At 72.7% G+C, this 22381-nt stretch carries 18 protein-coding genes; 5 read left to right on the top strand and 13 right to left on the bottom strand.

Features of this window, described 5'->3' with window-relative positions:
* Positions 1 to 71 precede the first annotated feature (71 nt).
* From ACZ61E_RS06345 to ACZ61E_RS06320, 6 genes are all read right to left on the bottom strand, one after another.
* Entirely contained in the window at positions 72 to 1964 is a 1893-nt protein-coding gene (locus ACZ61E_RS06345; protein ID WP_469698043.1) for a P-loop NTPase family protein, read from the bottom strand.
* A 124-nt stretch (positions 1965 to 2088) separates the two neighbouring features.
* Positions 2089 to 3528, bottom strand: coding sequence for a DUF2201 family putative metallopeptidase (locus tag ACZ61E_RS06340; RefSeq protein WP_469698041.1), 1440 nt, complete (start codon positions 3526 to 3528; stop codon positions 2089 to 2091).
* 123 nt (positions 3529 to 3651) lie between these two features.
* Complete coding sequence (locus tag ACZ61E_RS06335; RefSeq protein ID WP_469698040.1) at positions 3652 to 4626, bottom strand: helix-turn-helix domain-containing protein; 975 nt, start codon at positions 4624 to 4626, stop codon at positions 3652 to 3654.
* A gap of 148 nt (positions 4627 to 4774) precedes the next feature.
* Positions 4775 to 5971: a S1 family peptidase gene (locus tag ACZ61E_RS06330; RefSeq protein ID WP_469698039.1), complete on the bottom strand. Its 1197-nt coding sequence runs from the start codon at positions 5969 to 5971 to the stop codon at positions 4775 to 4777.
* A gap of 250 nt (positions 5972 to 6221) precedes the next feature.
* Positions 6222 to 6677, bottom strand: a complete 456-nt coding sequence (locus ACZ61E_RS06325; RefSeq protein WP_469698037.1) for a nuclear transport factor 2 family protein — start codon at positions 6675 to 6677, stop codon at positions 6222 to 6224.
* Positions 6678 to 6793: 116 nt separating this feature from the next.
* Positions 6794 to 7753, bottom strand: a complete 960-nt coding sequence (locus ACZ61E_RS06320; protein ID WP_469698035.1) for a hypothetical protein — start codon at positions 7751 to 7753, stop codon at positions 6794 to 6796.
* Between the two features lie 184 nt (positions 7754 to 7937).
* Between ACZ61E_RS06320 and ACZ61E_RS06315 the strand changes: the two genes are divergently transcribed.
* The gene (locus tag ACZ61E_RS06315) at positions 7938 to 8795 is read left to right on the top strand and encodes a peptidoglycan DD-metalloendopeptidase family protein (RefSeq protein ID WP_469698033.1); all 858 of its coding nucleotides are present in this window, start codon (positions 7938 to 7940) and stop codon (positions 8793 to 8795) included.
* 184 nt (positions 8796 to 8979) lie between these two features.
* A complete protein-coding gene (locus tag ACZ61E_RS06310) occupies positions 8980 to 12357 on the top strand; it encodes an ATP-binding protein (protein WP_469698032.1) in 3378 nt (1125 codons plus the stop codon).
* A gap of 93 nt (positions 12358 to 12450) precedes the next feature.
* Here the strand turns inward: ACZ61E_RS06310 and ACZ61E_RS06305 are convergent, their stop codons facing one another.
* The 3 genes from ACZ61E_RS06305 to ACZ61E_RS06295 all read right to left on the bottom strand — a co-directional run bounded on the left by ACZ61E_RS06305 (position 12451) and on the right by ACZ61E_RS06295 (position 15053).
* A complete protein-coding gene (locus ACZ61E_RS06305; protein ID WP_469698031.1) occupies positions 12451 to 13311 on the bottom strand; it encodes an ABC transporter permease in 861 nt (286 codons plus the stop codon).
* Positions 13308 to 14339 (bottom strand): ATP-binding cassette domain-containing protein, encoded by a 1032-nt coding sequence (locus tag ACZ61E_RS06300; protein WP_469698029.1) that lies wholly within the window; start codon positions 14337 to 14339, stop codon positions 13308 to 13310. The genes ACZ61E_RS06305 and ACZ61E_RS06300 overlap by 4 nt, the downstream gene beginning before the upstream one ends.
* A 114-nt stretch (positions 14340 to 14453) precedes the next feature.
* Complete coding sequence (locus ACZ61E_RS06295) at positions 14454 to 15053, bottom strand: NADPH-dependent FMN reductase (protein WP_469698028.1); 600 nt, start codon at positions 15051 to 15053, stop codon at positions 14454 to 14456.
* A gap of 193 nt (positions 15054 to 15246) precedes the next feature.
* Here ACZ61E_RS06295 and ACZ61E_RS06290 point away from each other — a divergent pair, with 193 nt between their 5' ends.
* On the top strand, positions 15247 to 15978 hold the full coding sequence (locus tag ACZ61E_RS06290) for a hypothetical protein (protein WP_469698026.1): 732 nt from the start codon (positions 15247 to 15249) through the stop codon (positions 15976 to 15978).
* A gap of 80 nt (positions 15979 to 16058) precedes the next feature.
* Here the strand turns inward: ACZ61E_RS06290 and ACZ61E_RS06285 are convergent, their stop codons facing one another.
* Entirely contained in the window at positions 16059 to 16520 is a 462-nt protein-coding gene (locus ACZ61E_RS06285) for a hypothetical protein (protein ID WP_469698024.1), read from the bottom strand.
* A gap of 135 nt (positions 16521 to 16655) precedes the next feature.
* Between ACZ61E_RS06285 and ACZ61E_RS06280 the strand changes: the two genes are divergently transcribed.
* Positions 16656 to 18677, top strand: coding sequence for an FUSC family protein (locus ACZ61E_RS06280; protein WP_469698022.1), 2022 nt, complete (start codon positions 16656 to 16658; stop codon positions 18675 to 18677).
* Between the two features lie 33 nt (positions 18678 to 18710).
* On the opposite strand, the gene ACZ61E_RS06275 is transcribed toward ACZ61E_RS06280, so the two are convergent.
* From ACZ61E_RS06275 to ACZ61E_RS06265, 3 genes are all read right to left on the bottom strand, one after another.
* Positions 18711 to 19109: an ATP-binding protein gene (locus ACZ61E_RS06275; protein ID WP_469698021.1), complete on the bottom strand. Its 399-nt coding sequence runs from the start codon at positions 19107 to 19109 to the stop codon at positions 18711 to 18713.
* A 110-nt stretch (positions 19110 to 19219) separates the two neighbouring features.
* Positions 19220 to 19612 carry an RNA-binding S4 domain-containing protein gene (locus tag ACZ61E_RS06270; protein WP_469698019.1) on the bottom strand — a complete coding sequence of 131 codons (393 nt, stop codon included), beginning with the start codon at positions 19610 to 19612 and terminating at the stop codon, positions 19220 to 19222.
* 10 nt (positions 19613 to 19622) lie between these two features.
* Positions 19623 to 21311 (bottom strand): ABC-F family ATP-binding cassette domain-containing protein, encoded by a 1689-nt coding sequence (locus ACZ61E_RS06265; RefSeq protein WP_469698018.1) that lies wholly within the window; start codon positions 21309 to 21311, stop codon positions 19623 to 19625.
* Between the two features lie 449 nt (positions 21312 to 21760).
* Here ACZ61E_RS06265 and ACZ61E_RS06260 point away from each other — a divergent pair, with 449 nt between their 5' ends.
* The gene (locus ACZ61E_RS06260; RefSeq protein ID WP_469698017.1) at positions 21761 to 22381 is read left to right on the top strand and encodes a DUF6879 family protein; all 621 of its coding nucleotides are present in this window, start codon (positions 21761 to 21763) and stop codon (positions 22379 to 22381) included.

Raw genomic sequence — 22381 nt, 5'->3', positions numbered from 1 at the left:
TCTGCGGGCGGCGACAGTGGCGTGGTGGGGCGGCGGTCGGGGCGCGGGGTCCGGTTTCCCGGACACACTTCTCAGGACGTCGCCGCCAGCTCCTTCATCCGGGCGAGCACGCCCACCCAGTAGCTCTGCCGGGCGGGTGTCTGCCCGACGAGATGGGTGGCGCGCAGCTTCGGCGGCATGTGGCGCAGCAGCCGTGCCACGATCTCGCCGTGCCGTTTGAGCTGGGACAGTTCGGCGTTGGCCAGCACCCGGTGGACCACGTCGGTGTCGTTCGTCCCCTCCGGCGAGACCTCCGACGCGACGGCGAGCCGCTTCTCCCAGAGGTCGACGTCCCGGACCAACTCCTTGAATCCGAGGGCCACTTCCTGCCCGGTGCCGGCCAGCCTCGCTTCGAGGCCGGTCAGCGGCACCGGGGCGAACTCGCCCTCGCCGAGATAGATCAGGCCGGACATCAGCGGCTGGCCCGCCAGGTGCAGTTTGATCAGCCGCTCCAGCGTCCGCTTGGTGATCCAGTCGCGGGCCTCGTCGTCGATGTCGTTCTTCCACCATTCGATGACGGTCTCGGCCACCTCGCCGTACGCCGCGATGAGCCACTCGTTGGCCGGGATGTCCTCGGGCCGCACCTCGTAGCTGATCGTGAAGCGGCTGGCCTGCGCCACGTTGTTCCTGCTGACCTGGAGCTTCCTGCCCAGGTGGTACGGCGGGTTCTGGAGCGCGATCTGCGCGCGCAGGCCCTCCACGGGCCGCCCGGCCAGCGTCCACTCCTGGGTGATCTCCATCAGCTTGGCGAACGCGGCCTTGTCCTTGGGCCGGTTGTACTCGTCCCAGACGATCACCTTCTCGCCGGGGCCCGAGAGCGCGCGGGTCAGCAGGGTGTCCAGCCGGCCGTCCGGGGTGGGCACGGGCACGCAGAGGTCCTCGACGTTGGTCACCGGCAGGGAGAAGTAGACCGGCTCCGCGCCCAGTTCGTCCCGTACGACGCTCTTGGTGATCTCCGTCTTGCCACAGCCGGGCGGCCCTTGCAGCAGTACGGCCCAGTTCTCCCGCAGGGCGGTGCGCAGGATGCGGCGTACGGGATCGGCCACGGTCGGCGGATTCTCGGCGCCGACCGCGGTCGCGACGGCGTCGAGGATCTCCGCCGTACGGTCGCCGCCCTCCGTGCCGTCCTTCCGCAGGTCCCGCAGCCGCATCCGCACCCCGCCGACCAGCGGCAGCCCCCAGCTCAGCGGCAGGCCGGCGACGGCGCAGTCGAGCACGTGCTCCAGGGTGCGCGGGGAGAGCAGGGCGCGCAGCCGGGGTGTCAGTCCGCTCCAGAGCCGGAAGACGTCGCCGAGGTCGAGAGCGGGGTGGCGCGCGGCGAGCGAGTGGCGCCAGGCCGTGTCGTTCGCCGTGAGGCGCACGGTGACCATGCGGTCGAGGACGGCGAGGTCGCCGCGCGCGGAGCCGGTCTCGGTCAGGGACTCGTTGTCGGAGAGGAAGACGCCGACACAGCCGAGGGCCCGCAGGTCGTGTTCGCCGAGGGTCCAGTCGCAGGCGATCTGCATGAGCTGGGACTGAATGGTCTCGCCGGCCTGCAAGGAGTCGTCGATCAGCAGCACGAAGGGCTCACCGGGGGTGAGCTGACGCATGATCAGCTGGGTGAGGACCAGCTCGCCGGTCCTCTCGTCCCGCACGGGCGCGTTCATCAGGAGGTCGTCGGGCGTGAGGTTGGCCGCCGGGACGAGGACCACACGGGTGCCGGGGTGGGCCCGCGGTATGTGACTGAGGAAGGTGGAGGTCTTGCCGATGCCGTGCTCGCCGAAGACCTGGCCGGTCTGGCCCATGGCGATCATGGCGTCGATGAACTCGGCCAGCCGCCCGCCCGGTTGACGGCCGGCCGGCCTCTCGGGGTAGGTGGCGGTGACGGGCCAGTCCTGGTCGGGGCCGGAAGGGCTCGCGGCGCGGTCGGGGTCGGTCTTGATCACGGTGGTGGAGTCCAGTCCTCGGGTGGTGGTTTTCGAGCCCGTCCGGCCATGGAGGACGAACCGGCGGAACCGCCGCGAATGCCGGGCCCGGTGCCCGGGGGCGGGCAGGGCAGGGGTCCCGGCCTCAGCTGTCGCCGGTCGTGACGCGGTGGCAGGCCATCGGCGGACTGTGTCTGTCCGGCCAGTCGTCCCCGCCGTCGGTGATCAGCCATATCCAGCTCTCGGGACGGGCGGGCGTCACCGGTGGCGCGTGACCGTCGGTGACCATGATCACCGCGTCCGGCCGTATCTCGCAGCGCCTGCCGCCGACCTCCCGGCGCCCCTCCACGTACTCGACGACATTGCCGAAGTCCGTACCTCCGCCGCCCCGTACGCGCTCTCCCGCGACGAACGGCATGACCTCGCCGTCGAAGCTCAGCCAGTGCGTCTCGACGCCGTCCGTGCGGCCGATCAGTGTGACCAGCCAGTCGATCACCCGCTGGGACATCGAGCCGGAGGTGTCGATGGCGACGACCACGACCTTCGTACGCTCCCTGCCGCGCCGCGACAGCATCGGATCGTGGCCGAGCGCGAGCAGCACCGCGCCGTGCTTCCTGGGGTAGACGAGCCGCTCGCCGTCGCGGAGTCTGGAGGCGAGGGTGTCGGCGAGCCAGCGCTTCCACCACTCGACGCGGCGGGTGGGCTCGGTCCGGCCGCGCAGCGCGCCGAGGCCGAGACGGGCCCACAGCTTGCCGACCCGGTCGCTGCCGCCCTCGGAACGGTCCGCCAGGTGCAGGATCTCCTCGCGGGCGGGCCCCTCGCCGCGCAGGGCGGCCCGCAGCACGTCCGCGAGGACGCCCTCCGCCACCTCGCCCACGGTCTCGTCGTCCAGCGGGACACCGCCGATCAGCAGGTGCGGGCAGACGGCGCCGGCGGGGACGGGCGGGGCGCTCATGCGCTTCAGCTCGCCGTAGACGGTCATGTCCGTCTCGGTGAAGTGGTCGTACGACAGCGGCTCCAGGCCCTGCGCGCGCAGATCCGCCTCGTACATGGCGTGGATCGCGTGCGGATCGATCCCGACCGGTTCCCGTACGGGATCGGGCCCGTCGCCCGCCTGTCGCGGCATCGGGCGGGTGGGCAGCCCGGCGCGCAGCCGTCGCATGACGACATGGTTGATGGAGACCTCGGCGGCCAGCGCGAACACGGCGTCCCCGCGCAGCTCCGCGTCCACGTACAGATGCCGGTGGATGAGATGCCGCGCCTCGTGGAAGAGCACGAACCGCACACCGTCCGCGCCGATCGCCGCGAAGAACTCCGGGTTGTACAGCAGCACGCAGCTGCCGTCCCCGGGTGCCACCACCGCCGCCGTCTCCACGGCGAGCGTGGGGATCTGCCGGTGGCACTTGGTGTAGAGCCAGGACGCGATCGCGCTCTCCCGCACGCCGAAGTCGAGCATCGCGGCTTCCTTCAGGCGCCGGCCGCGCTCGGTCGTCTCCGGGTCGGGCGAATCGTCCAACAGCCGCCGCCAGTCCCGGAGATCGGCGGCGCCCGAGGACGTGGACGTGGTCACGGCCGCTTCGGTCATGCGCAAGACCCTAGCGGCGGGGTCTGACACCCCGTCGCGCACCGGACGACAGGCGGCTGAGCGCGCACCGTGCCGCTCGGACATGCGCCGACCGGGACGTCCGGCGGGACGTCCCGCCGGGCATCAGGCAGGCCACTGCCATGACATGCCGTGTATCCCCGCCGGGCACTTCGGCGGCAGCATGTGCGCCGTGTGCGAGACGTCCAGCGCGATCTGGCGGCTGCTCGCCTTCTCCGCGTCGATCCGCTCGCGGTAGTAGCGGTGGCAGCTCACCGGCAGCGCGTCCGGGTGGAAGTACACATGCAGCAGATACTCCCGCAGGCTCACCCGTGTGCGGCGCTCGTGGTACGTCGAGACCTCGCGGCTCGGCGAGAGCGAGATGGTGTAATCAGCCACCACCGTCTCGTTCTTGGCCAGTTCACCGCCGAACAGGATCTCCGTCACGATGCTCCGCCGCTCCGGCAGGAACTCCATCCGGCCGAGCCTCCCGCACCGTACGGCGACGTCGACCGACGCCGTCGCCGGGTCGTCGATCACATGCACGGCGGTCAGCCGGCTCGCGCCGTCGCGGGTGGCGCGCAGCACCTGGTTCACCGACATCTGCCGTATGCGGCGCTCCGCGTCGAGATGGACGGTCTCGTGGATGACCAGGGAGGTGACGTCCTCGTTGAAGCGGGCGAACTCCGCGCCGAGGGCCTGTTCCACGTCGGAGTTCTCACCGAAGACACGGTGGGACGCGGAGAGATCGAGCAGGTCCGACGCCGTACGCCCGCGCGGCCGGGCGGGGCGCAGCAGGGAGCGGAGGGTCCCGGCGGGCAGCGCGAGGATGTCCTCCAGCGCGTCGACGGCGCGCAGGGACCTGGCCCGTTCGGGCTGGCTGCGCCCGCGCTGCCAGTAACTGAGGGTGGCGAGGCTGACGCCGATGCCCCGTGCTTCGAGCCGGTCGCGCACCCGCTCCAGGGAGAGACCGCGGCGGCGCAGCGCCTCACGGAAGACGTCGGCGAACGTCACGTCCGGCTCCCCGGTGACATCCGGGTCCACTGCCGCGCCCATGTCCCCGGCCGCGTCCCCGCCCCTGTCCGTTTCCGTGTCGGTCATGGCGGCAGCTCCGATCGAAGAGGAGTCCCGGGCGGGCCGGACCCCGTTCTCTCCGCCGATGGTATGCGGACGACGAAAGCCGCCCACCGGTAGAGGTGGACGGCTCCGCCGCCGTCTCTCCGGGGGCATCGGAGAAACGAAAACCTGGTCAGTTGGTGTTGAGGGTCAGCTTGTAGTGCGAGAGCGCGTCGGTCAGCGGCTGGAAGTACGACGAGCCGGTGGTGTTCACACCGCCGCAGTTCTGGCCGATCGGGCCGCCGGAGGTCATGCCCTGCGCCTGGTTGCCGGAGATGTAGGCGCCACCGCTGTCGCCGCCCTCGGTGCAGACCGTGGAGCTGCCGAGGCCCGTGACGACCGTGTCGGGGCCGCCGTTGGCGTCGGTGTACGTGACGGTGACGTTGTACGACCGCACGGTGCCGCAGGTCCAGCCCGTCGTCTGGCCGGACTTGCACATCGCCGCGCCCGTCGCCGCCCGCGTACCGCCGCGGACCGCCACGTTCCCGGCCTGGCCGTACGTGGTGACCTGCGTGCCGATCGAGTCCTCGGCGTCCACCGCCGCTATGCCCATGTCCACGCTGCGCGTGCCGACGGCGAAGCGCGAGTCCGTGCCCTCGGCGAACTTGACGTTGTTGTAGGCGAGGTCCGGCAGGTCCTCGATGCAGTGCCCGGCGGTGACCAGGTACTGCTTGCCCGCGGCGTCACGCGCCCCGAACCCGACCGAGCAGATGTAGCCGTTGAAGGTCATGCGGCTGCCCGGGGGCACCACCGCCTGGGTCTCCAGGCGCTCCTGGCCGCGGACGACGCGGACGGCGTCGCCGTGCCTGCTCGCGGCCTTGATGAACGAGCGGGCGGCGGCGCCGCTGTCGCTGCTCACCTCCACCGTGACGGTGTCGGACGCGAGGTCGACCGACCACGACGAGACACCGGCGGGGGCCCGCTCGACGGCCGCCGCGTCCAGCTCGGCCTTTATTCGGTCCAGCGCCGACTTGCCGTGCTCGGGCACGCGGGCGACGAGGCCGGCGTCCGCCAGCCGGGCGGCGGACCCGGCGTCCGGCGCGTTCACCGTCAGCGTGCCCGCCTCGGTGAAGAAGGCGCCGTCCGTCTTGACGCCCTGCTTGTTCACGGCGGCCAACTCGCGCTGCTGCGCGGCTTCGTGGTCGAGTCTCTCGACGGCCTCCCGCTCGGTGCCGCCGAGGGTCTCGGCGAGCGCCGAGACCATCTCGGGCTGGTACCGGGGCGCCTGACCCGCGCGGGACGGATCGGCGGCCTGTGCGCCGGTGACGGCGGACGCCGAGAGCAGGACGCCGGTGACGGCGGCGGCGAGGTACTTCCGGGAAACCTGCACGGGTGCTTCCTCTCGTTTTCGGAGCAGCGCCGAACAGCGGCATGCCAAACCTGCGGGGAGTGGGGCCCGTTGCCGCGAATTCGTGGGTGAGTGCTGGTCCGGCGACGTGGATGGGGGGTGTGTGGGGCGTCGCGGGATGAACTCTCGCTGAACGCTCCCTTTCCGTACAAGGCCCGGCCAGGGAGGTATTTTCAACAGAGTTGCGGATAACTGTTGAGAGGAAGTCGGGGGACGAGAGGTGGGCGGGCCGTCAGCCGGCCGGGTCCCCGCCCGCCCCGTCGAACGCCTGGGCGACCGCGAGACTGTCCTCGTAGACGTGGTTACGGGTGATGAGGCCGTTCTCGACGGTGAGGTGCAGCGCGAACCGGCACCGGTAGGCGCGTCCGGTGGACCGCGCCGTCTGCCGGATCTCGCCCGTCACGACGGCGTCGTGCCCGTCGACCAGGATCCGCTCGATCTCGGTGGCGGCCTCCCCGGGCACATGATGCGCGGCGATCTCACGGTAGTTGGCCGCCGCGTCGGCCCGGCTGCTCCGGTGCCGGATCCAGGGCGTCGCGGCCCGCCCGTGCTCGGCCTCGGGCCAGTCCAGCCCCCAGTCGACCTCCTCGGCGTACAGCTCCCCGATCCGGTCCGGGTCCCCGCCCCCGATCCTGCGCAGCAGCTCCTCGACCACCCGACGCGTCCGCGCGCCCGCTTCACCCGACATGACTCTCCGCCCCTCACCTGCCCCGCACCCTGTCGGCGCGGCGTGTTCACCCCACCCTGACGGGGCGGACGGACGACGGCGATTACCCCGGAGGTAACACCCCCGAACCGGCCTCCTCAAGAGGAGGAGCTGATCCCCAGCACCGCGTTGCCCTTGTTCATGCCCCTCAGCTCCACGGTGACGGTCGTGCCGCCGCCCCGGCCGAAGATGCCCCGCGCCCCCTCGGCCGAGAGCCTGACCCTGACCGCGCCGCCCGAGGGATAGGAGTGGCGCACCGTGACCCCGGTGTCGTTCCGGTCCACTTCCAGCGTGAGGTCGCTGACCTCGATGCGGGTGGCCGCCTTCGTGACGCGGACCTCGCACGCCCCGTCCGCGCAGGCGGCGAGGGACGTGCCGTCGGCGGCGGGCAGCGGCGGCGGCGCCGGTGCGGACCGCTCGCGCTCGGCCTTCCGTATCGCCGTACAGCCCGGAGAGTTGGAGGCGGACTCGAACATCCCGTCCGACCGCACCAGTTGGTCCCAACTCGGACTCGGCTCCTTGATCGCCGCCACCAGCGAGGTGACCCGCTCGGCGCGGCCGATCCTCTCCCGCGCGGAGAGGCCGGCGAGACCGTCCGGGTCGGACAGCCGTCGCACCTCGGGCCGGACGCGCTCGATCTCTCTCACATAGGCGGCCCGCAGTCTCTCCGTGTCGGGTATCCGCGTCAGCGAATCCACCGCTCCGAATTCCCGGGAAATGGTGTCCAGAGCCTCGGCCGCCGACAGGAGATAACCGGAGGCGACCGGGCCGGCCGCCCGCTCGGAGAAAGGTTCACCGGCCTCTCCCCGAAGCCGGCCGGCCTGCTTCAGGCTGTCCGCTCGCAACGCCCCCAGGGACGCCCTGCTCCGGCACATCCCGTCGGCCCACTCCCACAGGCCCGGGTTGAAGAAGGGCCCCGAGGACTTCCCCGAGAGGTCGTCGCTCCCGCCGTCGTCCGTCTCCGAACCCGCCATGGCGAAGACACCGCCCACGGCCACGACCAGCCCGGCCGCCAGGAGCACGGCCTCCCGCCGGCGCCGAACCGACCTCTTGAACATATGAGTTCCCCGCCCCCCGCCGCAGACCCCGCCGCCGGAACGAGCCTAGGTCGTGTCTTGAGCCCGGGACGCAACGCCCGCACAAGACTTTCGTCCAGAACAGAAGCTGCCATACCAACCACGCCTGGAATCCCATACGTTCGGACGTCGTCCGGTCCAGTCCGCTCCCCCCACAGGAGTCCTCATGTGTGAGCCCCACCTCACCCGCCGCGCCCTGCTGCGCGGATCCGCCGGCGCGCTCGGTGTCGGCCTCGTCGCCGCCACCGGTGCACCGGCGTACGCCGACAGCGGTGCCGACCGGGCACCGCGCGACAACTTCCACAACCCGTTCAGCGGTTACGCGATCACCGGCACCTGGCAGGAGCACATCGACCGCGGCTCGCTGGGCGGTATCGACTACGGCATGGGGGTCGGAACGCGGCTTCCGGCGGCCGGCGGCGGCACCGTCACCAACATCCCGGAGAACGGGACCGGCGGCCACACCGTGACCATCACCCACCCCAACGGCTACCGCACGCAGTACATGCACCTGTCCCAGTTCCTGCTGGGCAACGGCGCCTCCATCGCGGCGGGCGGCATCGTCGGACTCTCCGGCGGCGCGCCCGGCGCGCCCGGCTCGGGGTCGTCCACCGGCCCGCACGTGCACTGGCACATGATCGATCCGAACGGCACACGCATCAATCCGCTCACCTTCCTGGGCGGTGGCGGTGGCGGCGGGCTGCCGAAGACCTCGACGGAGCAGGACGGCGTGCCGGGCACGGTGTTCTGGCAGCGTGCCCAGAAGTGGCTCTCGATCGAGTCGGGTTACACGGGCCCCGTCGACGGCGCGCCGGGCACCCAGACGTACGCGGCGCTGCAACGCAACCTGCGCGACCACCACGGCTACGGCGGACCGATCGACGGCGTACCCGGTCAGCAGACGTACGCCGCGCTCCAGCGCCTCGCGGGCGGTTACGGGTACACCGGTCCGGTGGACGGGGTGATGGGCCCCAACTCCTGGCGCGGTGTGGCCCGTTTCCTCAACGAGGACCGCTGGGACTGAGCGGACCTCGGCCCGCGGGCGCGCCCCGTGGGACCGGCGGGTGCCACGGGGCGGGCCGCGGCGGCCGCGGCGGCGGGCGCGGCGCAGGGCGCGGATCGTACCGCGACCCGTCCCACCTGCGCGTCTGTCCGTCGGCAAAGATTGCGTATGCCGATTGTCAGTGGTGCCTTCTATGGTTCTGGTCATGACCCCTGCACTGATCGGGCGTGACCACCCCGCAGGCGTCCTCCGCGCGGAGATCGGCCGGGCGACGGACAGCCACGGGGGGCTCGTGCTGGTCGCAGGCGAGGCGGGCATCGGCAAGACCACGCTCGTCACCGCCGCCGCGCTGGAGGCCCGGCAGCGCGGCGCCCTGGTGCTCGGCGGCTCCTGCTGGGAGGGCAGCGCTCCGGGGTACTGGCCCTGGGTGCAGGTCGTGCGCGGGATGCGGCGCGGCCTCGGTGAGCAGGAGTGGGCGAAGGCCGAGGAGGCGGCGGGCGGCCGGCTCTCGGTACTGCTCGGCGAGGCCGCGGGGGACGACGAGGCCAAGGACGCCTTCTCCGTGTACGACGCGGTGACGACCGCCCTGGTCACCGTCTCCCAGGACCGCCCGGTGATCGTCGTCCTGGACGACCTGCACTGGGCGGACACCGCGTCGCTCAGACTCCTCGAATTCGCCGCCCAGCACGCCTGGTTCGAGCGTCTGCTGCTCATCGGGACGTATCGCGACGTGGAGGTGGAGGCGCCCGGCCATCCGCTCCAGCAGCTGATCCTCCCCCTGGTCGCCCGGGCCACCACCGCCGTGACGCTGACCGGGCTCGACAGGGACGACGTGGGCGCGCTCCTCACGCTCACGACCGGGCGGGAGCCGGAGCCCGCACTGGTGGACGAGGTGCACAGCCGTACGGGCGGCAATCCGTTCTACGTGGAGCAGACCGCCCGTCTCTGGCACGGCGGCAGCCCCGTCAGCACGATCGCCCCCGGCGTGCGCGAGGCGGTGCGGCGGCGGCTGTCGATGCTGCCGGGGCCGGTGGGCGACCTGCTGGCCGCCGCGAGCGTGCTGGGCCGGGAGTTCCACCGCCAGGTCCTCGCCGCCGCGACGTCGGCGCCCGTGCCGCACGTGGACCGGCTGCTGGAGCGGGCCGTGTCGGCGCGGCTCGTGGTGACGCGCGGGAGCGGCCGGTTCGCCTTCGCCCACGACCTCGTCCGCGAGACGCTCTACGAATCCCTGGACGAGGCCGACGCGGCCCGTCTGCACGGCGCGGTGGTGCGCGCCCTGGACACCGCCCCGGCGCTGAGCGAGAAGGTCGTCCCCGCGGATCTGGCCCGGCACGCCCATCTCGCGGGCGATACGGTCGAGCGCGGCCACCGCGTCGACCTGCTGCTCGCGGCGGCCCGGGACGCGTCGTGCAGGCTCGCGGTCGACGAGGCCGTCGGTCACTTCCGGCGCGCCCTGGAGGTCGCGGAGACCTCCGGCGAGGGCGATCCGCGCCGCGCCGTCCTCATCGCGCTCGACCTCGCGGGCGAGTTGCGGCACCACGGTCTGGAGGAGGAGGCCCGGCGGTATTTCGACCGCGCGGTGACACCGGCGCGCGAGCTGGGCGATCCGGAGCTGCTGACGCGTGTCGCGCTCACCCTCCATCAGCAGCAGGACCTGCCGGGCCACGGCGCGCAGGCGGGGGAGCTGCTGCACGAGGCGTACCGCGCGCTGTTCGGCGAGCGCGACGAGGACCGTTCGGCCGGGAGCGGCGGCCCCGGCAGCAACGAGATGGAGCGGATGGCGCAGGACCTCGCCGTCCGTGCCACGGACCTCGCCCGGCGGGACGACGACGACGAGGCGCTGGCCTTCTCCCTCTGGGCACGGCACGACACCATCTGGGGCCTCGGGACGTCCGACGAACGGCTCGCCCTCACCACCGAGATGTCGACGGTCGCCCGCCGCACCCAGAATCTGGACATGGAGGTGCACGCCGCCGCGATGCGGTGGGTGACCCTCCTGGAGCTGGGCGACCCGCGCTATCTGGGCCAGTTGCGTACGTACGCGGGAGTGGCCGAGCGCACGGGCAAGCGCCGGTACGAACTGGGCAAGACGCTCGACCTGGGCATCGTCGCCGCGCTCAACGGCGACTTCGACCAGGCGGAGAAGTGGTACGCGGACACGCTCGAAGCCGTGCCCGACCAGGCGGCGTACGGATATCTCACCTCCCATCTGCGCTGGGCGCTGCACCTGGCGCGGGGCCGCTTCGACGAGGCCGACGCCGTCACACGCGACCTGGACGGTGTCGACCACTTCTACGTGCTGCTGCTCGACGGGATCTCCGCGGTCGAGCGCGGCGACACGGCGCGGGCGCTGCGGCTCCTGCGAGAGGTGTCGGACCGGCCGGAGCCCGTCTCGCGGGTCTTCGCACCGCTGTGGTTCCGGCTCCTGGCGCACACGGCCGCCGCGTCGGGCGACCCCGCGCTGATCGCGGAGGCCCGGGGCGCGCTCGGCGCGCACAGCGGGCGCTGGCTCGTCGCGCTGTACGGCTGCGACATCAGCGGGCCCGTCGATCTCTGGCTGGGGCTGCTGGACGCGGCGGAGGGTCACTGGGACGCGGCGGTGGCCTCCTTCACCGCCGCGCGTGACTCCGCCGACCGCCTCCAGGCGAGGCCCTGGTCCCTTCGGGCGGCCCTGGCGCTCGCGGACGCGCTGCGGGCACGCGGCGACGACGGGGACGCCGCGGCGGAGGCCGCCCTGCGTGCCCGGACGGCGCCGGCGGCGCGGTCGATGGGGCTGCGGCATCTGGAGAAGCGCTCCCCGGAGGTGGAGGTGGTGGCCGACGGGCCCGGCTCGGCCGGTTCGCCCGACCCGCCGGACCCGCGCCCCCGGCGCGGGCCCTGGGTGCGGGGCCCCTGGGGGGACGGCGTGGGCCCGCGGGGGCCGGGCAGACCGGAGGCGGGCGCGGACGCGGGGGCCGGCGCCCGCCCCGCCGCCGCCGCCCGTGCCGCTCCCGGGGAGGCCCGGCCGGTCCCGCCCGGAGCGGAGTTCAGACGGGACGGGGCCGTCTGGGCGCTCGCCTTCGACGGGCGTGCCGTCCATGTGCCCGACGCCAAGGGACTGCGCGATCTGCACACGCTGGTCTCGCACCCCGGCACGGACTTCCCCGCGGTCCGGCTGCTCTCCCCCGACGGCGGCGAGACGGCCGCGGCGGCGCACACCATGGGCGGCGACCCGGTGCTGGACGAGCGGGCCAAGGCGGAGTACCGCCGGCGGCTCGACCAGCTGGACCAGGAGATCGACCGCGCGGGTGAACGCGGCGACGACGAGCGGGCCGCCGCGTACGACAGGGAGCGCGAGGCCCTCCTCGGCGAGCTCCGCACCGCCGCGGGTCTCGGTGGGCGCACCCGCAGGCTGGGCGACGTGGCCGAACGGGCCCGTAAGACGGTGACGGCCCGGATCCGCGACACCCTGCGCAGACTCGACGCCCTCCACCCCGAACTGGCCGCGCATCTGCGCAAGTCGGTGACGACGGGAGCGACCTGCGCCTACCGCCCCGACCGCCCGGAGGGCGACACCTCACCCCCGCTCACCTGGCGTCTCTGACCCGGGCCGCCGCCTTACCCCGGTCGACACAGACCGGTGGCCCGCGGCTCTCCCCCGGGGAGTCGCGGGCCACCGAGCGGCTTGGTCACGGCCTCACTTGCGGTTGTAGAGCCGCATCGTCCAGGTGCCGAAGACGAGCACCAGTCCGACCGACCAGCCGAGCGTCACCGCGATGTCGTGGGCCGGCCAGTTGCCCGCCATCAACTCCCTTACCGCGCTCGCGAGTTCGGAGACCGGGCTGTTGTTGACGAACGCCTGGAGCCAGCCCGGCATCGTCTTCGGGTCGACGAAGACGTTGCTCAGGAACGTCATCGGCATGATCACCATCATGCTGACGCCCATCACCGACTTCTCGGTGCGCAGCATCAGGCCGAACATCGTCCAGATCCAGGAGAACGAGAAGGAGAAGACGAGCAGCAGCGCCACGCCCGCCGCGATGCCGAGCACTCCGCCGTCGGGCCGGTAGCCGATGGCCAGCCCCACGCCCAGGATCACTATCGCGGCGATCATGTAGCGGATCACGTCACCGAGCAGATAGCCGACCATCGGGGCCGGGCGCCAGATCGGGAGCGTGCGGAAGCGGTCGAAGACGCCCTTGGCTATGTCGGTGTTGACCGCGACGCCCGAGTACATGGTGATCATCACGACGCTCATCACCATGACGCCGGGCAGCAGGAACTGGATGTACTCGGAGACCGACCCCGCCAGCGCACCGCCGAAGAGGTACGCGTACATCAGCACCATCATGACCGGGAAGACGGTCACGTCGAAGAGCTGCTCGGGCACGTGCTTGATCTTCAGCATGGCCCGCCAGCCGAAGGTGACCGACGCGGAGAGAGCGCTGGGCCTCGGCGGGCGTTCCTTGTTCACCAGCAGCGCGGCGAGGTCGTCCGCCGTGGGTGTGGTGAGTTCGAGGTCGTCGAGGTCCTGGGTCTTCGTGGCTACGGTCGTCATACCGCCGCCCCCTCCTTCACATCGGTGCTCTCGCCGAGCGGCGTACACGACGCGTCGCCGGCCGGCCTCTTCTTGTCGGTGAGGGCGAGGAAGACCTCGTCCAGGCTCGGCTGGCCGAGCGAGAAGTTGTCCACGACGATCCCCTCGTGGGCCAGCTCGGCGAGCGCCCGCCCGGCCTGCTCGGCCGCGCCCTGTTCGGTGCCGCTCCCGCCGATGGTGGCGGTGAGGGCGAGGGGGTCCGCGTCGAGCACGATCTCCGCGCGCAGTGCGGCGGCCAGCACCCGCCGGGCGTCCGGCCGCTGGGCGGCGTCACGCAGCCGCAGATGCACCGCGCCGGAGCCGACCGACGCCTTCAGGTCGCCCTTCGTGCCCTCGGCGATGACCTTGCCCTGGTCGATCACGGCGATACGGGAGGCCAGTTGGTCCGCCTCGTCCAGGTACTGCGTCGTCAGCAGCACCGTCGTCCCCTGCGAGACCACGGCCCGCACGATGTCCCAGACCTGATTGCGGCTGCGCGGGTCGAGACCGGTCGTCGGCTCGTCCAGGAAGAGCAGGTCAGGGGTGTTCAGGATGGAGGCGGCGATGTCGATACGGCGCCGCATACCGCCCGAGTAGTTCTTGACCTGCCGGTCCGCCGCCTCCGTGAGACCGAACGCGTCCAGCAACTGCCCCGCGCGGTCGCGTGCGTCGGGCTTGGTGTGCCCGAGGAGCCTGCCGAGCAGGATCAGGTTCTCCGAGCCGGTCAGGTCCTCGTCCACCGACGCGTACTGCCCGGTCAGGGCGACGCGGCTGCGGACGGCCTCGGCATCCCTCACCACGTCCTTGCCGAAGATGCGGGCCTGGCCGCCGTCGGGGCGCAGCAGCGTCGCGAGCATGCGCACGACGGTGGTCTTTCCCGCGCCGTTCGGGCCGAGCACTCCGTAGACCGTGCCCGTCGGCACGGCGAGATCGACTCCGTCCACGGCGCGGTTCGAGCCGAAGACTTTCACCAGCCCCGTGGTCTCGATCGCGAGGTCGTCTTTACTCATCGTCATTCCTTCGTCTGTCGTCGTTCGTCGTTCGTGTGCGGGCGCGGGGGGTGTGTCGTTCCGGATCGTCTTCGGCGGGTTCCGCCTTATGACTCCCGGGATCCCGGAAACTCATCAGCAGATGTACGGGCGGACGGCCCGCGCCTCGCGGAGGGCCAGGCCCCACCACCCGAGCTGGTCGAGCAGCACGCGGGCCTCGCGCTCCCTGTGCTCCTCCGCCGCCGCGCCGACGTCGAGGACGTCGTCGCCGCAGTCGAAGAGGTTGATCGACACCCCGTTGCGCAAGGTGACCGTGTGCAGCTCCGTGAAGACCGTGCGCAGCCCCTCCACCGCGTACAGCCCGCCCGACCCGTGGCCGTAGCTGACGAAGGCGACCGGCTTCGTGTGCCATTCGTCGTACGCGAAGTCGACGGCCTGCTTGAGGGAGGCGGGGAACGAGCGGTTGTACTCCGGTGTCACCACCACGAACGCCTCCGCGCGGTCGACCTCGGCCGTGAACTCCGCCACGGGCCCCGTGGGCAGGTCGGGGTAGCGCGCGGGGAAGTCGAAGTCGGCGAGGTCGACGACCGACAGCTCCAGCTCGTCCCGCTTGGCGGCCCGCTCCACGAACCACCTCCCGACGGCCTCACCGAGGCGGCCCTCGCGGGTGCTGCCGATGATGACCGCGACGCGCAGCGGCGCCGCGGCCGTGCCGGTCCCGCAGTGCTGTGCCATCCGGGCGCCGCCTCCCCCCGTCGTCCGTCGTTTCCGCCCCCACCCACCAGGCGCTAGACGTGACCGCGCGCCCGCCAGATCAGATCTGGCGGGCGCGCGAGATGAGGAATGACCAATCTAAGACGGCGGGGCAACGGAGGCCGGCTTCAACAACTCGGGAGCCCGGAGCCCTGCCGTGCGCCATGATCCCGGTATGGAGAAGCGAGCGGACTCCGGAGTCGACACGGACGCGGACGCGGACACCGACGCCGGGTGGAAGGCACGGCTGGGCTGGGCATACGGGCTGATCGCGGACGACCCCACGGTCCGGGACGCGGCGCTGACGTCACTGGCGGGCGCCCGGGTACGCGTCGGGGAGGCTCTCGACCGGTTCAACGCGTTGTTGGCGGCGGCGCGGTCCGACTACGAGGTGCCGGGCGTCCGGGAGGCGTTGGCGGAGTATCAGTGTGCCGCCGGGTACGTGCTTCCGGACGCGTTGTGGAACCGGCGTGCGAGCATCGAGTCCTGGCCGGGGCTTCCCTACGCGTTGCTTTTCCTGGAGTGGGAGGCGAGGTATCCGGAGGACTGGACCGTGCATGCCAAGAAGTGGGGCACGAAGCAGGGTCTGATACGGGACCTGGCGGTGGCCGAGCACAGCGCGCCCGTCAGGGCAAAGCTCACCGAACTCGTCCAGATCGTCGTCCGACGGCCCTACCGCTGCAAGGACCGCGACTACGTGCGCGTCGCCCGCGCCGTCGACAGCCCCGGCCTCCGGGCGGGGCTCACCGCGGCCGCCCGGAGCGGCGACCCCTGGGCCGAGCGCCATGCCGGCTACGTACTCCGGCTCCTCGACCACCCCGAACTACCCAACTCACCACACGTCTGGCGCACCTGGAACGCCGGCACCTACGCGAAAGCCACCGCCGGAGGTGGGTGCGGCGCGTAAGCCGCCGGCCCGCGAATCGTGAGGGCCCGGCCGGCGGCGGTCGGCCCGCCCCCACCCTGCCGGCTCCCATTCGGCAGGTCTCAGTCCTCGCGCGTGTGGAAGTAGTAGAAGGTCGCGACCGCGCTCGCCACCCCCACCGCCAGCCCGATGCCGGACGATCTCAGCACGCTCGCGTAGGTCAGGCTGTGCAGGAACCCCACGGACACCCCCGCCACCACACCGAAGGCCATCGCCCGCAGCTCGGGGGCCAGCGTCTTCGGAAGCCGCATCAGTACGAAGACGAGCACGGCCACCGCGAGACCGGAGACCACGCCGAGGGTGATCTGGAGCGCGTTGAGCGGGCTGCCGTGGCGCTGGATGAACGGGGCCCAGATGCCGTAGAGGATGCCGAGCGCCACCGGCACCGCCACGGTGTGCAGGGGGATACGCCGCCTCCCGCCGCCGGAGGACCGTCCCGGGAAGTGCCCCGAGAAGCGCGACGGGCGCGCGTGCCGGGGCCCGGACGTGGTCCTGGGCGTGGACGTCGGTGCCTGTGTGGCCATGGCAGAGAACTCCTCCCGCTCGTCCCTCTTCCAGAGCACACCCGCCGACCGCCCCCGGCAACTCGGACCGCCGCGCCCGCCGCTCCACCCGGTCAGGGCTGACAGCCCCGCCCCCCATGCGTCACTGTGGCCACCGTGATCTCTCCCCGCCCCGACCGGCCCACCCCCCGGACCGGCACCCGGCCGACCGTCCGGCTCACGCCTCCGGAGTGGCTGCTCAGCGGTCTGCGGCCCAAGCCCGCCCCCGTCCCCTGGGCGGCCGTCGTCCGCGCCTCCGTCGCGCTGGCCGCACCGCTCGCCGTGGGACTGGCCGTCGGCCGGCCCACATACGGCGCCCTCGTCGCCATGGGCGCGCTGTCCGGCGTGATCAGCGACACCGCCGGCGCCTACCGCCTGCGGATACTGACCATCGCGATCCCCCAGCTCTTCGGGGCGATCGGCGTCACCCTCGGCACACTCGTCTTCGGCCAGGGCTGGCTGGCCGTCGGGGCGCTGACACTCGTCGCGCTCGTCTCCGGGATGATCTCCTCGATCGGCGCGGTGGCCTCGGTCTCCGGGCTGCTGCTGCTCCTCAACGCCGTCGTCGGCGCCGGTCTGCGGATGCCCGAGCCCTGGTGGGTGGCGCCGCTGCTGCTCTCCTGCGGCGGTCTCTTCGTCCTCGCGCTGTCCCTGCTCGGCTGGCCCTTCCGGGGCCGGGTCGCCGAGCGCACCGCCGTGGCCGACGCCTACCGCGCCTCGGCCGGTCTGCTGGAGTCGGCGGGCCGGCAGGACACCGACGGGGACGGGGACTACGACGCGAAGCGGCAGGCCGTCACCGCGGCGCTGAACGAGGCGTACGACCTCGTCCTCGCCCGCCGCGCCCGCGACAACGGCAGGCGCGGCCCGCTCGTCCGGCTGCTCTCTCAGCTCAACGTGCTCATCCCGCTCGTCGAGGCCGCGCCCGCCGCCCATCTGCGGCGCCGCCCGCTGCCCGACGAGATCCCCGCCGCCGTACGGGAGTTGGCGCGGGCGGTCGAGGAGGGCCGGCTCGGCGGGGCCGACCTCGACCTGCCGCCGCCCGGGACCCCGTCGGAGCGGGCCGTCGACGCCGCGCTGCGGCACGCCGCGTCCGTCGTGCACAAGCCCGACCCCGACCCGTACAACGTCGACGACCGCCTCGGCCGCCCCGCCGCGCTCGGCGTCCGGATCCGCCGCGCCGGGCGCGACATGCTGTTCAGCGAGTCGTCCTGGCGCTACGGGCTGCGACTCGCGCTCTGCATCGGTCTCGCCCAGTCACTGGTGTCGGTGATCGACGTGCCGCGCTCGTACTGGGTCGCGCTCACCGTGACCTTCGTCCTCAAGCCGGACTTCGGCTCGGTCTTCTCCCGCGGTGTCCTGCGCGCACTCGGTACGGCGGCCGGTCTGGTGGTGGCCGCGGCCGTGCTGGGACACGTACCGCGCGGCTGGTGGGACGTGCCGGTGATGGTGGTGCTCGCCGCCTTCGTCCCGGCGGTGTCGGCGAAGAGTTACGGCTTCCAGACGGCGGCCATCACACCGGTGATCCTGCTGGTCTCCGACGTGCTCAACCACGAGGGGTTCGCGCTGGTCGTGCCTCGTCTGGTGGACAGTCTCATCGGCTGCGCGATCGCGCTGGTCGCGGGCTATCTGCTGTGGCCGGAGAGCTGGCACACCCGGATCGGCGACCGGCTCGCGGACGCCGTGGAGGACACGGCGGACTATCTGGCGTACGCGTTCGGCCCGACCACCGGCCGTACGGAGGCGGAGACCGCGGCGAACCAGGCCGAGCGGGTGCGGCGCAGGCGGGTCATCTACCGCGATCTGTCCGTCGTACGGACGGAGTTCCAGCGGGCGCTGACCGAGCCGCCGCCGACCGGCAGGCGCGCTGCGGCCTGGTGGCCGCTGGTCGTGGCGCTGGAGCGGATCATCGACGCGACGACGGCCGCTCGCGTACGCGTCAACCACGGGGCGGCGCCGCCCGGCGCGGCCGAGATCGCGGCCGCGGAGAAGCAGTTGCGGGAGCTGGCGGCGCGGGTGCGTTCCAGTGTGGTCCTGGTGGACGTGCGCGAGGAGTGGTCGGCGGCCGACGACGAAGGCGTGCTGGCACCGCTGCGGCAGGAGCTGCGCGCGGCGCAGGCGATCACGTCGCAGCGCCGTTGACGGCACCCTGCCCCCTCCGCACGCCCGCCCCCTTCAGTAGTCCGGCGCCTTCAGCGTCACCCAGACCCGCTTCCCCGGCCCCCGCCTCGGCGCGACCCCCCAGTCGTCGGCGAGCGCGGCGACCAGCGCCAGCCCGCGCCCGCACTCGTCGACGGGATCGGGCGTACGCGGCCGGGGCAGCGAGTCCCCCGCGTCCTCGACCTCCATCCGGAGCAGCCCGTCGGCCCTGCGGACGGTGACCACGATCTCCCGCCCCGGCGGCGACCCGTGCCGCAGCGCGTTGGTGACCAGCTCCGACAGCAGCAGCGCCGCCGTCTCACCCAACTCGCCCGACAGCCCCATGAGCCCGGTCAGGGCCTCCCGCGCCCGGCCGACACTGCGGGGATGGCGGGGGAGGCTGAGCCTCATGTGCTGGTCACAGTCGTGGTTCATGGGGAGGACCTTCCCCACGACACGGACTTTTACTTTCCGTGCATACAAGGTGACCGAGCGGGTTCGGCGCCGCGCTTCACCGCCCGGCGCCGGCTCGTTCCGAACGGCCCTCAGTGGCCGTGGAGTTCGTCCAGTACGCGTCGCTCGCGCTTCGTCGGACGGCCCGTGCCCCGTTCGCGAACGGCCACCGGACCGGCGAACTCGCGCGGCGGGGGCGGCGGACTGTTGTCCACGTAGCACTGCACGGCCACCGGCGCGCCCACCCGCTTCCGCACGATCCGCTTGACCACGACGAGCCGTTCGCGCTCCGCGTGCCGGACCCGGATCTCGTCGCCCGCCTTCACCGGAGCCGCGGGCTTCACCCGCTCCCCGTTGACGCGGACGTGGCCCGCGCGGCAGGCGGACGCCGCCTGGGAGCGGGTCTTCGTCAGCCGTACGGACCAGATCCAGACGTCCGCCCGTACCGACCCCTGGTCCTCGGGCACCTGAGCTTCAGCAGCCATGCTCCCGAGCTTAGAGCGTGTCCTCCTCCGGCGGCCCGGCCATTTCCGGCGGCGCCTCCAGGGCGTCGAGCACCTCGTCCTCCGACGTCTCGCGCAACTCCTCCCCGACCACCAGCCAGCGCGTGATCCCCACCGACTCCAGGAACGGCAGGTCGTGGCTGGCGATCAGCAGCGCGCCCTCGTAGGACTCCAGCGCACCCGTCAACTGCCGCACGCTCGCGATGTCGAGGCTGTTCGTCGGCTCGTCCAGCATCAGCAGCTGCGGGGCGGGCGCGGCGAGCATCATCGCGGCGAGTGCCGCGCGGAACCGCTCGCCGCCCGAGAGCGTGCCGGCGGGCTGCGCCGCCCGCGCGCCCTTGAAGAGGAAGCGCGCGAGCTGCGAGCGGATGTGCTGATCGGTGACGCCGGGCGCCAGGCGCGCGACGTTCGCCGCGATGCTCAGCTCCGGGTCGAGCACGTCGAGACGCTGCGGCAGGAACCGCAGCGGTACGAAGGTCTCGGCCTCGCCCGACAGCGGTGCCAGCTCTCCGGTGAGCGTGCGCAGCAGGGTCGTCTTGCCGGACCCGTTGCGCCCGACGAGGGCGATCCGTTCCGGGCCGCGTACGTCGAGGGTGCCCTCGCGCAGCTTCCCGAAGCGGGGCCGTACCCCGCGCAGCGCCAGGACCGTACGGCCGGCGGGTACGGCCGTGGCGGGCAGGCTCACCTTGATCTCGGCGTCGTCGCGGATCGCGTCCGCCGCCTCCTCGCGGCGCTCGCGCGCCTCGCTCAGCCGCTCCTCGTGCAGCACCCGTGACTTGCCGGCGGACTCCTGCGCGGACCGCTTCAGTCCGCCCGCCACGATCCGGGACGCCTTCCGCTGCGCGTTGAGCTTCTTGTCCTGGCGCTGGCGGCGGGCGCTCTTGATCTGCGCCTCCTCCAGCTCCCGCTTCTGCCTGCGCACGTCGGCGTCGGCGGCGCGCAGGGTGCGGCCCGCCGCCTCCTGCTCGGTGGCCAGCGCCTCCTGGTACGCGGACCAGCCGCCCCCGTACCAGCTCACCGAGCCGGACCGCAGCTCGGCGATGCGGTCGACGCGCTCCAGCAGCTCGCGGTCGTGGCTGATCACCACCAGCACGCCGGAGCGCCAGGAGTCGACGGCCTCGTAGAGCCTGCGGCGGGCGGGCAGGTCCAGGTTGTTCGTCGGCTCGTCCAGCAGCAGGACGTCGGGCCGCTCCAGGAGGAGCGCCGCCAGGCGCAGCAGGACCGTCTCGCCGCCGGAGATCTCGCCGACGGTGCGGTCGAGGTCGATGCCGTCGAGTCCGAGTGAGCCGAGCATGGCGATCGCCCGTTCCTCGACGTCCCAGTCCTCGCCGACGGTCTCGAAGTGCTCCTCGCGTACGTCGCCGTTCTCGATGGCGCGCAGCGCGTCGCGCCGCTCGGCGATGCCGAGGGCCCGGTCGACCCGGACGGCGGTGTCGAGGGTGATGTTCTGGGGCAGATGGGCGAGGCTGCCGCCGACGGTGACCGACCCCGCGGAGGGCCGCAGTTCGCCGGCCAGCAGTCGCATGAGGGTGGTCTTGCCGGTCCCGTTGGTGCCGACGAGACCGTTGCGGCCCCGCCCGACGCTGAGGGAGAGCCCGTCGAAGACGGGGGTGCCGTCCGCCCACTGGAAGGACAGCGCGGAGCAGGTCAGGGAGGCGCTGGGGGTGATGGGTTGAGACATGGGTGGTGTCCTCGCGGGGCGCGGTGGGATGGGGGACCACGTATGCGACCACCACGCGGCGACCGGGCCCGTACGAACGGGCCGGCGGGCCTGAGCCCGGGAGGGGATGCGGTCGTCCTTCGGTCCGAGGGCCGGGACGGCGGATGCATCGAGGTCGCTGCCACGCGGGCGTACGGCGGGAGACCGGCGTGGAGCCGGGGACCGTACGGCGTGCTGATCGCGAACCTCAGATGCGCAACGTCCACCTCTATCGGAGACGACAAGGACGGTGTCGACGATAAGCGACGCGGACGGCGGAGGCAAAGGACTTCCGGGCACCGGCGGAAGGACCTCCGGATCCCCCCCCCGGGGGGGGCGCGCCACGCGACCGAATGCGCCCTGTCGCCGGCCCGCCACCCGGCGCTACGGTGCCCGGCAGACCCAGACCACCCGTCCGCCCAGGGGGACCCATGGCCCGACGACTCAGCAAGGTCGGCACGAACAGCGGAAACGGCAACTGCCCGACGCTCTACGAAGTCCCGGGCACGGACGACTACGTGGTGCAGGGCGACACCGTCACCGACCCCGGGGAGCTGGCCCAGCTCCACCGTCCGACGGAGCGCGAGGGGGCGGTCGTGGTGCCCCGCGCGCTGCTCGCGAACTTCGGCCCGAAGGAGCCGGTGCGGGTCCCGGAGTGGATCTCCCCGGAGGAGTTCGGCGGGATGTTCGGCACGGTGCGGCACAGCGTGTGGGGGCTGGAGACCCGTCGGCGGTACGGCGGCGCAGGGTCCCGCACCGGTGCCGGGCGGCCGGGGCCGGGGAAGCGCTTCGAGCGCGTGCGCCTGGTGGACACCGCCGACGCCCGTGTGCGGAAGCGGGCCGGGGAGGACGACCGGATCCTGACCCGGGAACGCGCCGCCGGACTCGCCCTCCCCGAGCACGACTTCTGGATCTTCGACTCACGTGTGGTCGCGCTGCCGTGCTTCGGCGCCGACGACCGGCCGGTCCGCGTCGAACTGGTCACGTACCCGGTCGACGTCCTGCGGTACGCGCAGGCCCGCGAGGCGGCCTGGCACCACGCGACACCGTAG

It is taken from the genome of Streptomyces sp. NPDC104581 (assembly GCF_055583685.1).
The sequence above is the reverse complement of the archived record's forward strand: the minus strand, read 5'-3'. Positions and strand labels throughout refer to the sequence as shown.

Bases quoted from the DNA above. Each gene is read 5' to 3' on its own strand.
- ACZ61E_RS06265 (WP_469698018.1), bottom strand. From the start codon at position 21,311: ATGTCTCAACCCATCACCCCCAGCGCCTCCCTGACCTGCTCCGCGCTG.
- ACZ61E_RS06310 (WP_469698032.1), top strand. From the start codon at position 8,980: ATGACCCCTGCACTGATCGGGCGTGACCACCCCGCAGGCGTCCTCCGC.
- ACZ61E_RS06260 (WP_469698017.1), top strand. From the start codon at position 21,761: ATGGCCCGACGACTCAGCAAGGTCGGCACGAACAGCGGAAACGGCAAC.
- ACZ61E_RS06335 (WP_469698040.1), bottom strand. From the start codon at position 4,626: ATGACCGACACGGAAACGGACAGGGGCGGGGACGCGGCCGGGGACATG.
- ACZ61E_RS06295 (WP_469698028.1), bottom strand. From the start codon at position 15,053: ATGGCACAGCACTGCGGGACCGGCACGGCCGCGGCGCCGCTGCGCGTC.
- ACZ61E_RS06305 (WP_469698031.1), bottom strand. From the start codon at position 13,311: ATGACGACCGTAGCCACGAAGACCCAGGACCTCGACGACCTCGAACTC.
- ACZ61E_RS06270 (WP_469698019.1), bottom strand. From the start codon at position 19,612: ATGGCTGCTGAAGCTCAGGTGCCCGAGGACCAGGGGTCGGTACGGGCG.
- ACZ61E_RS06290 (WP_469698026.1), top strand. From the start codon at position 15,247: ATGGAGAAGCGAGCGGACTCCGGAGTCGACACGGACGCGGACGCGGAC.
- ACZ61E_RS06320 (WP_469698035.1), bottom strand. From the start codon at position 7,753: ATGTTCAAGAGGTCGGTTCGGCGCCGGCGGGAGGCCGTGCTCCTGGCG.
- ACZ61E_RS06325 (WP_469698037.1), bottom strand. From the start codon at position 6,677: ATGTCGGGTGAAGCGGGCGCGCGGACGCGTCGGGTGGTCGAGGAGCTG.
- ACZ61E_RS06300 (WP_469698029.1), bottom strand. From the start codon at position 14,339: ATGAGTAAAGACGACCTCGCGATCGAGACCACGGGGCTGGTGAAAGTC.
- ACZ61E_RS06315 (WP_469698033.1), top strand. From the start codon at position 7,938: ATGTGTGAGCCCCACCTCACCCGCCGCGCCCTGCTGCGCGGATCCGCC.
- ACZ61E_RS06285 (WP_469698024.1), bottom strand. From the start codon at position 16,520: ATGGCCACACAGGCACCGACGTCCACGCCCAGGACCACGTCCGGGCCC.
- ACZ61E_RS06340 (WP_469698041.1), bottom strand. From the start codon at position 3,528: ATGACCGAAGCGGCCGTGACCACGTCCACGTCCTCGGGCGCCGCCGAT.
- ACZ61E_RS06275 (WP_469698021.1), bottom strand. From the start codon at position 19,109: ATGAACCACGACTGTGACCAGCACATGAGGCTCAGCCTCCCCCGCCAT.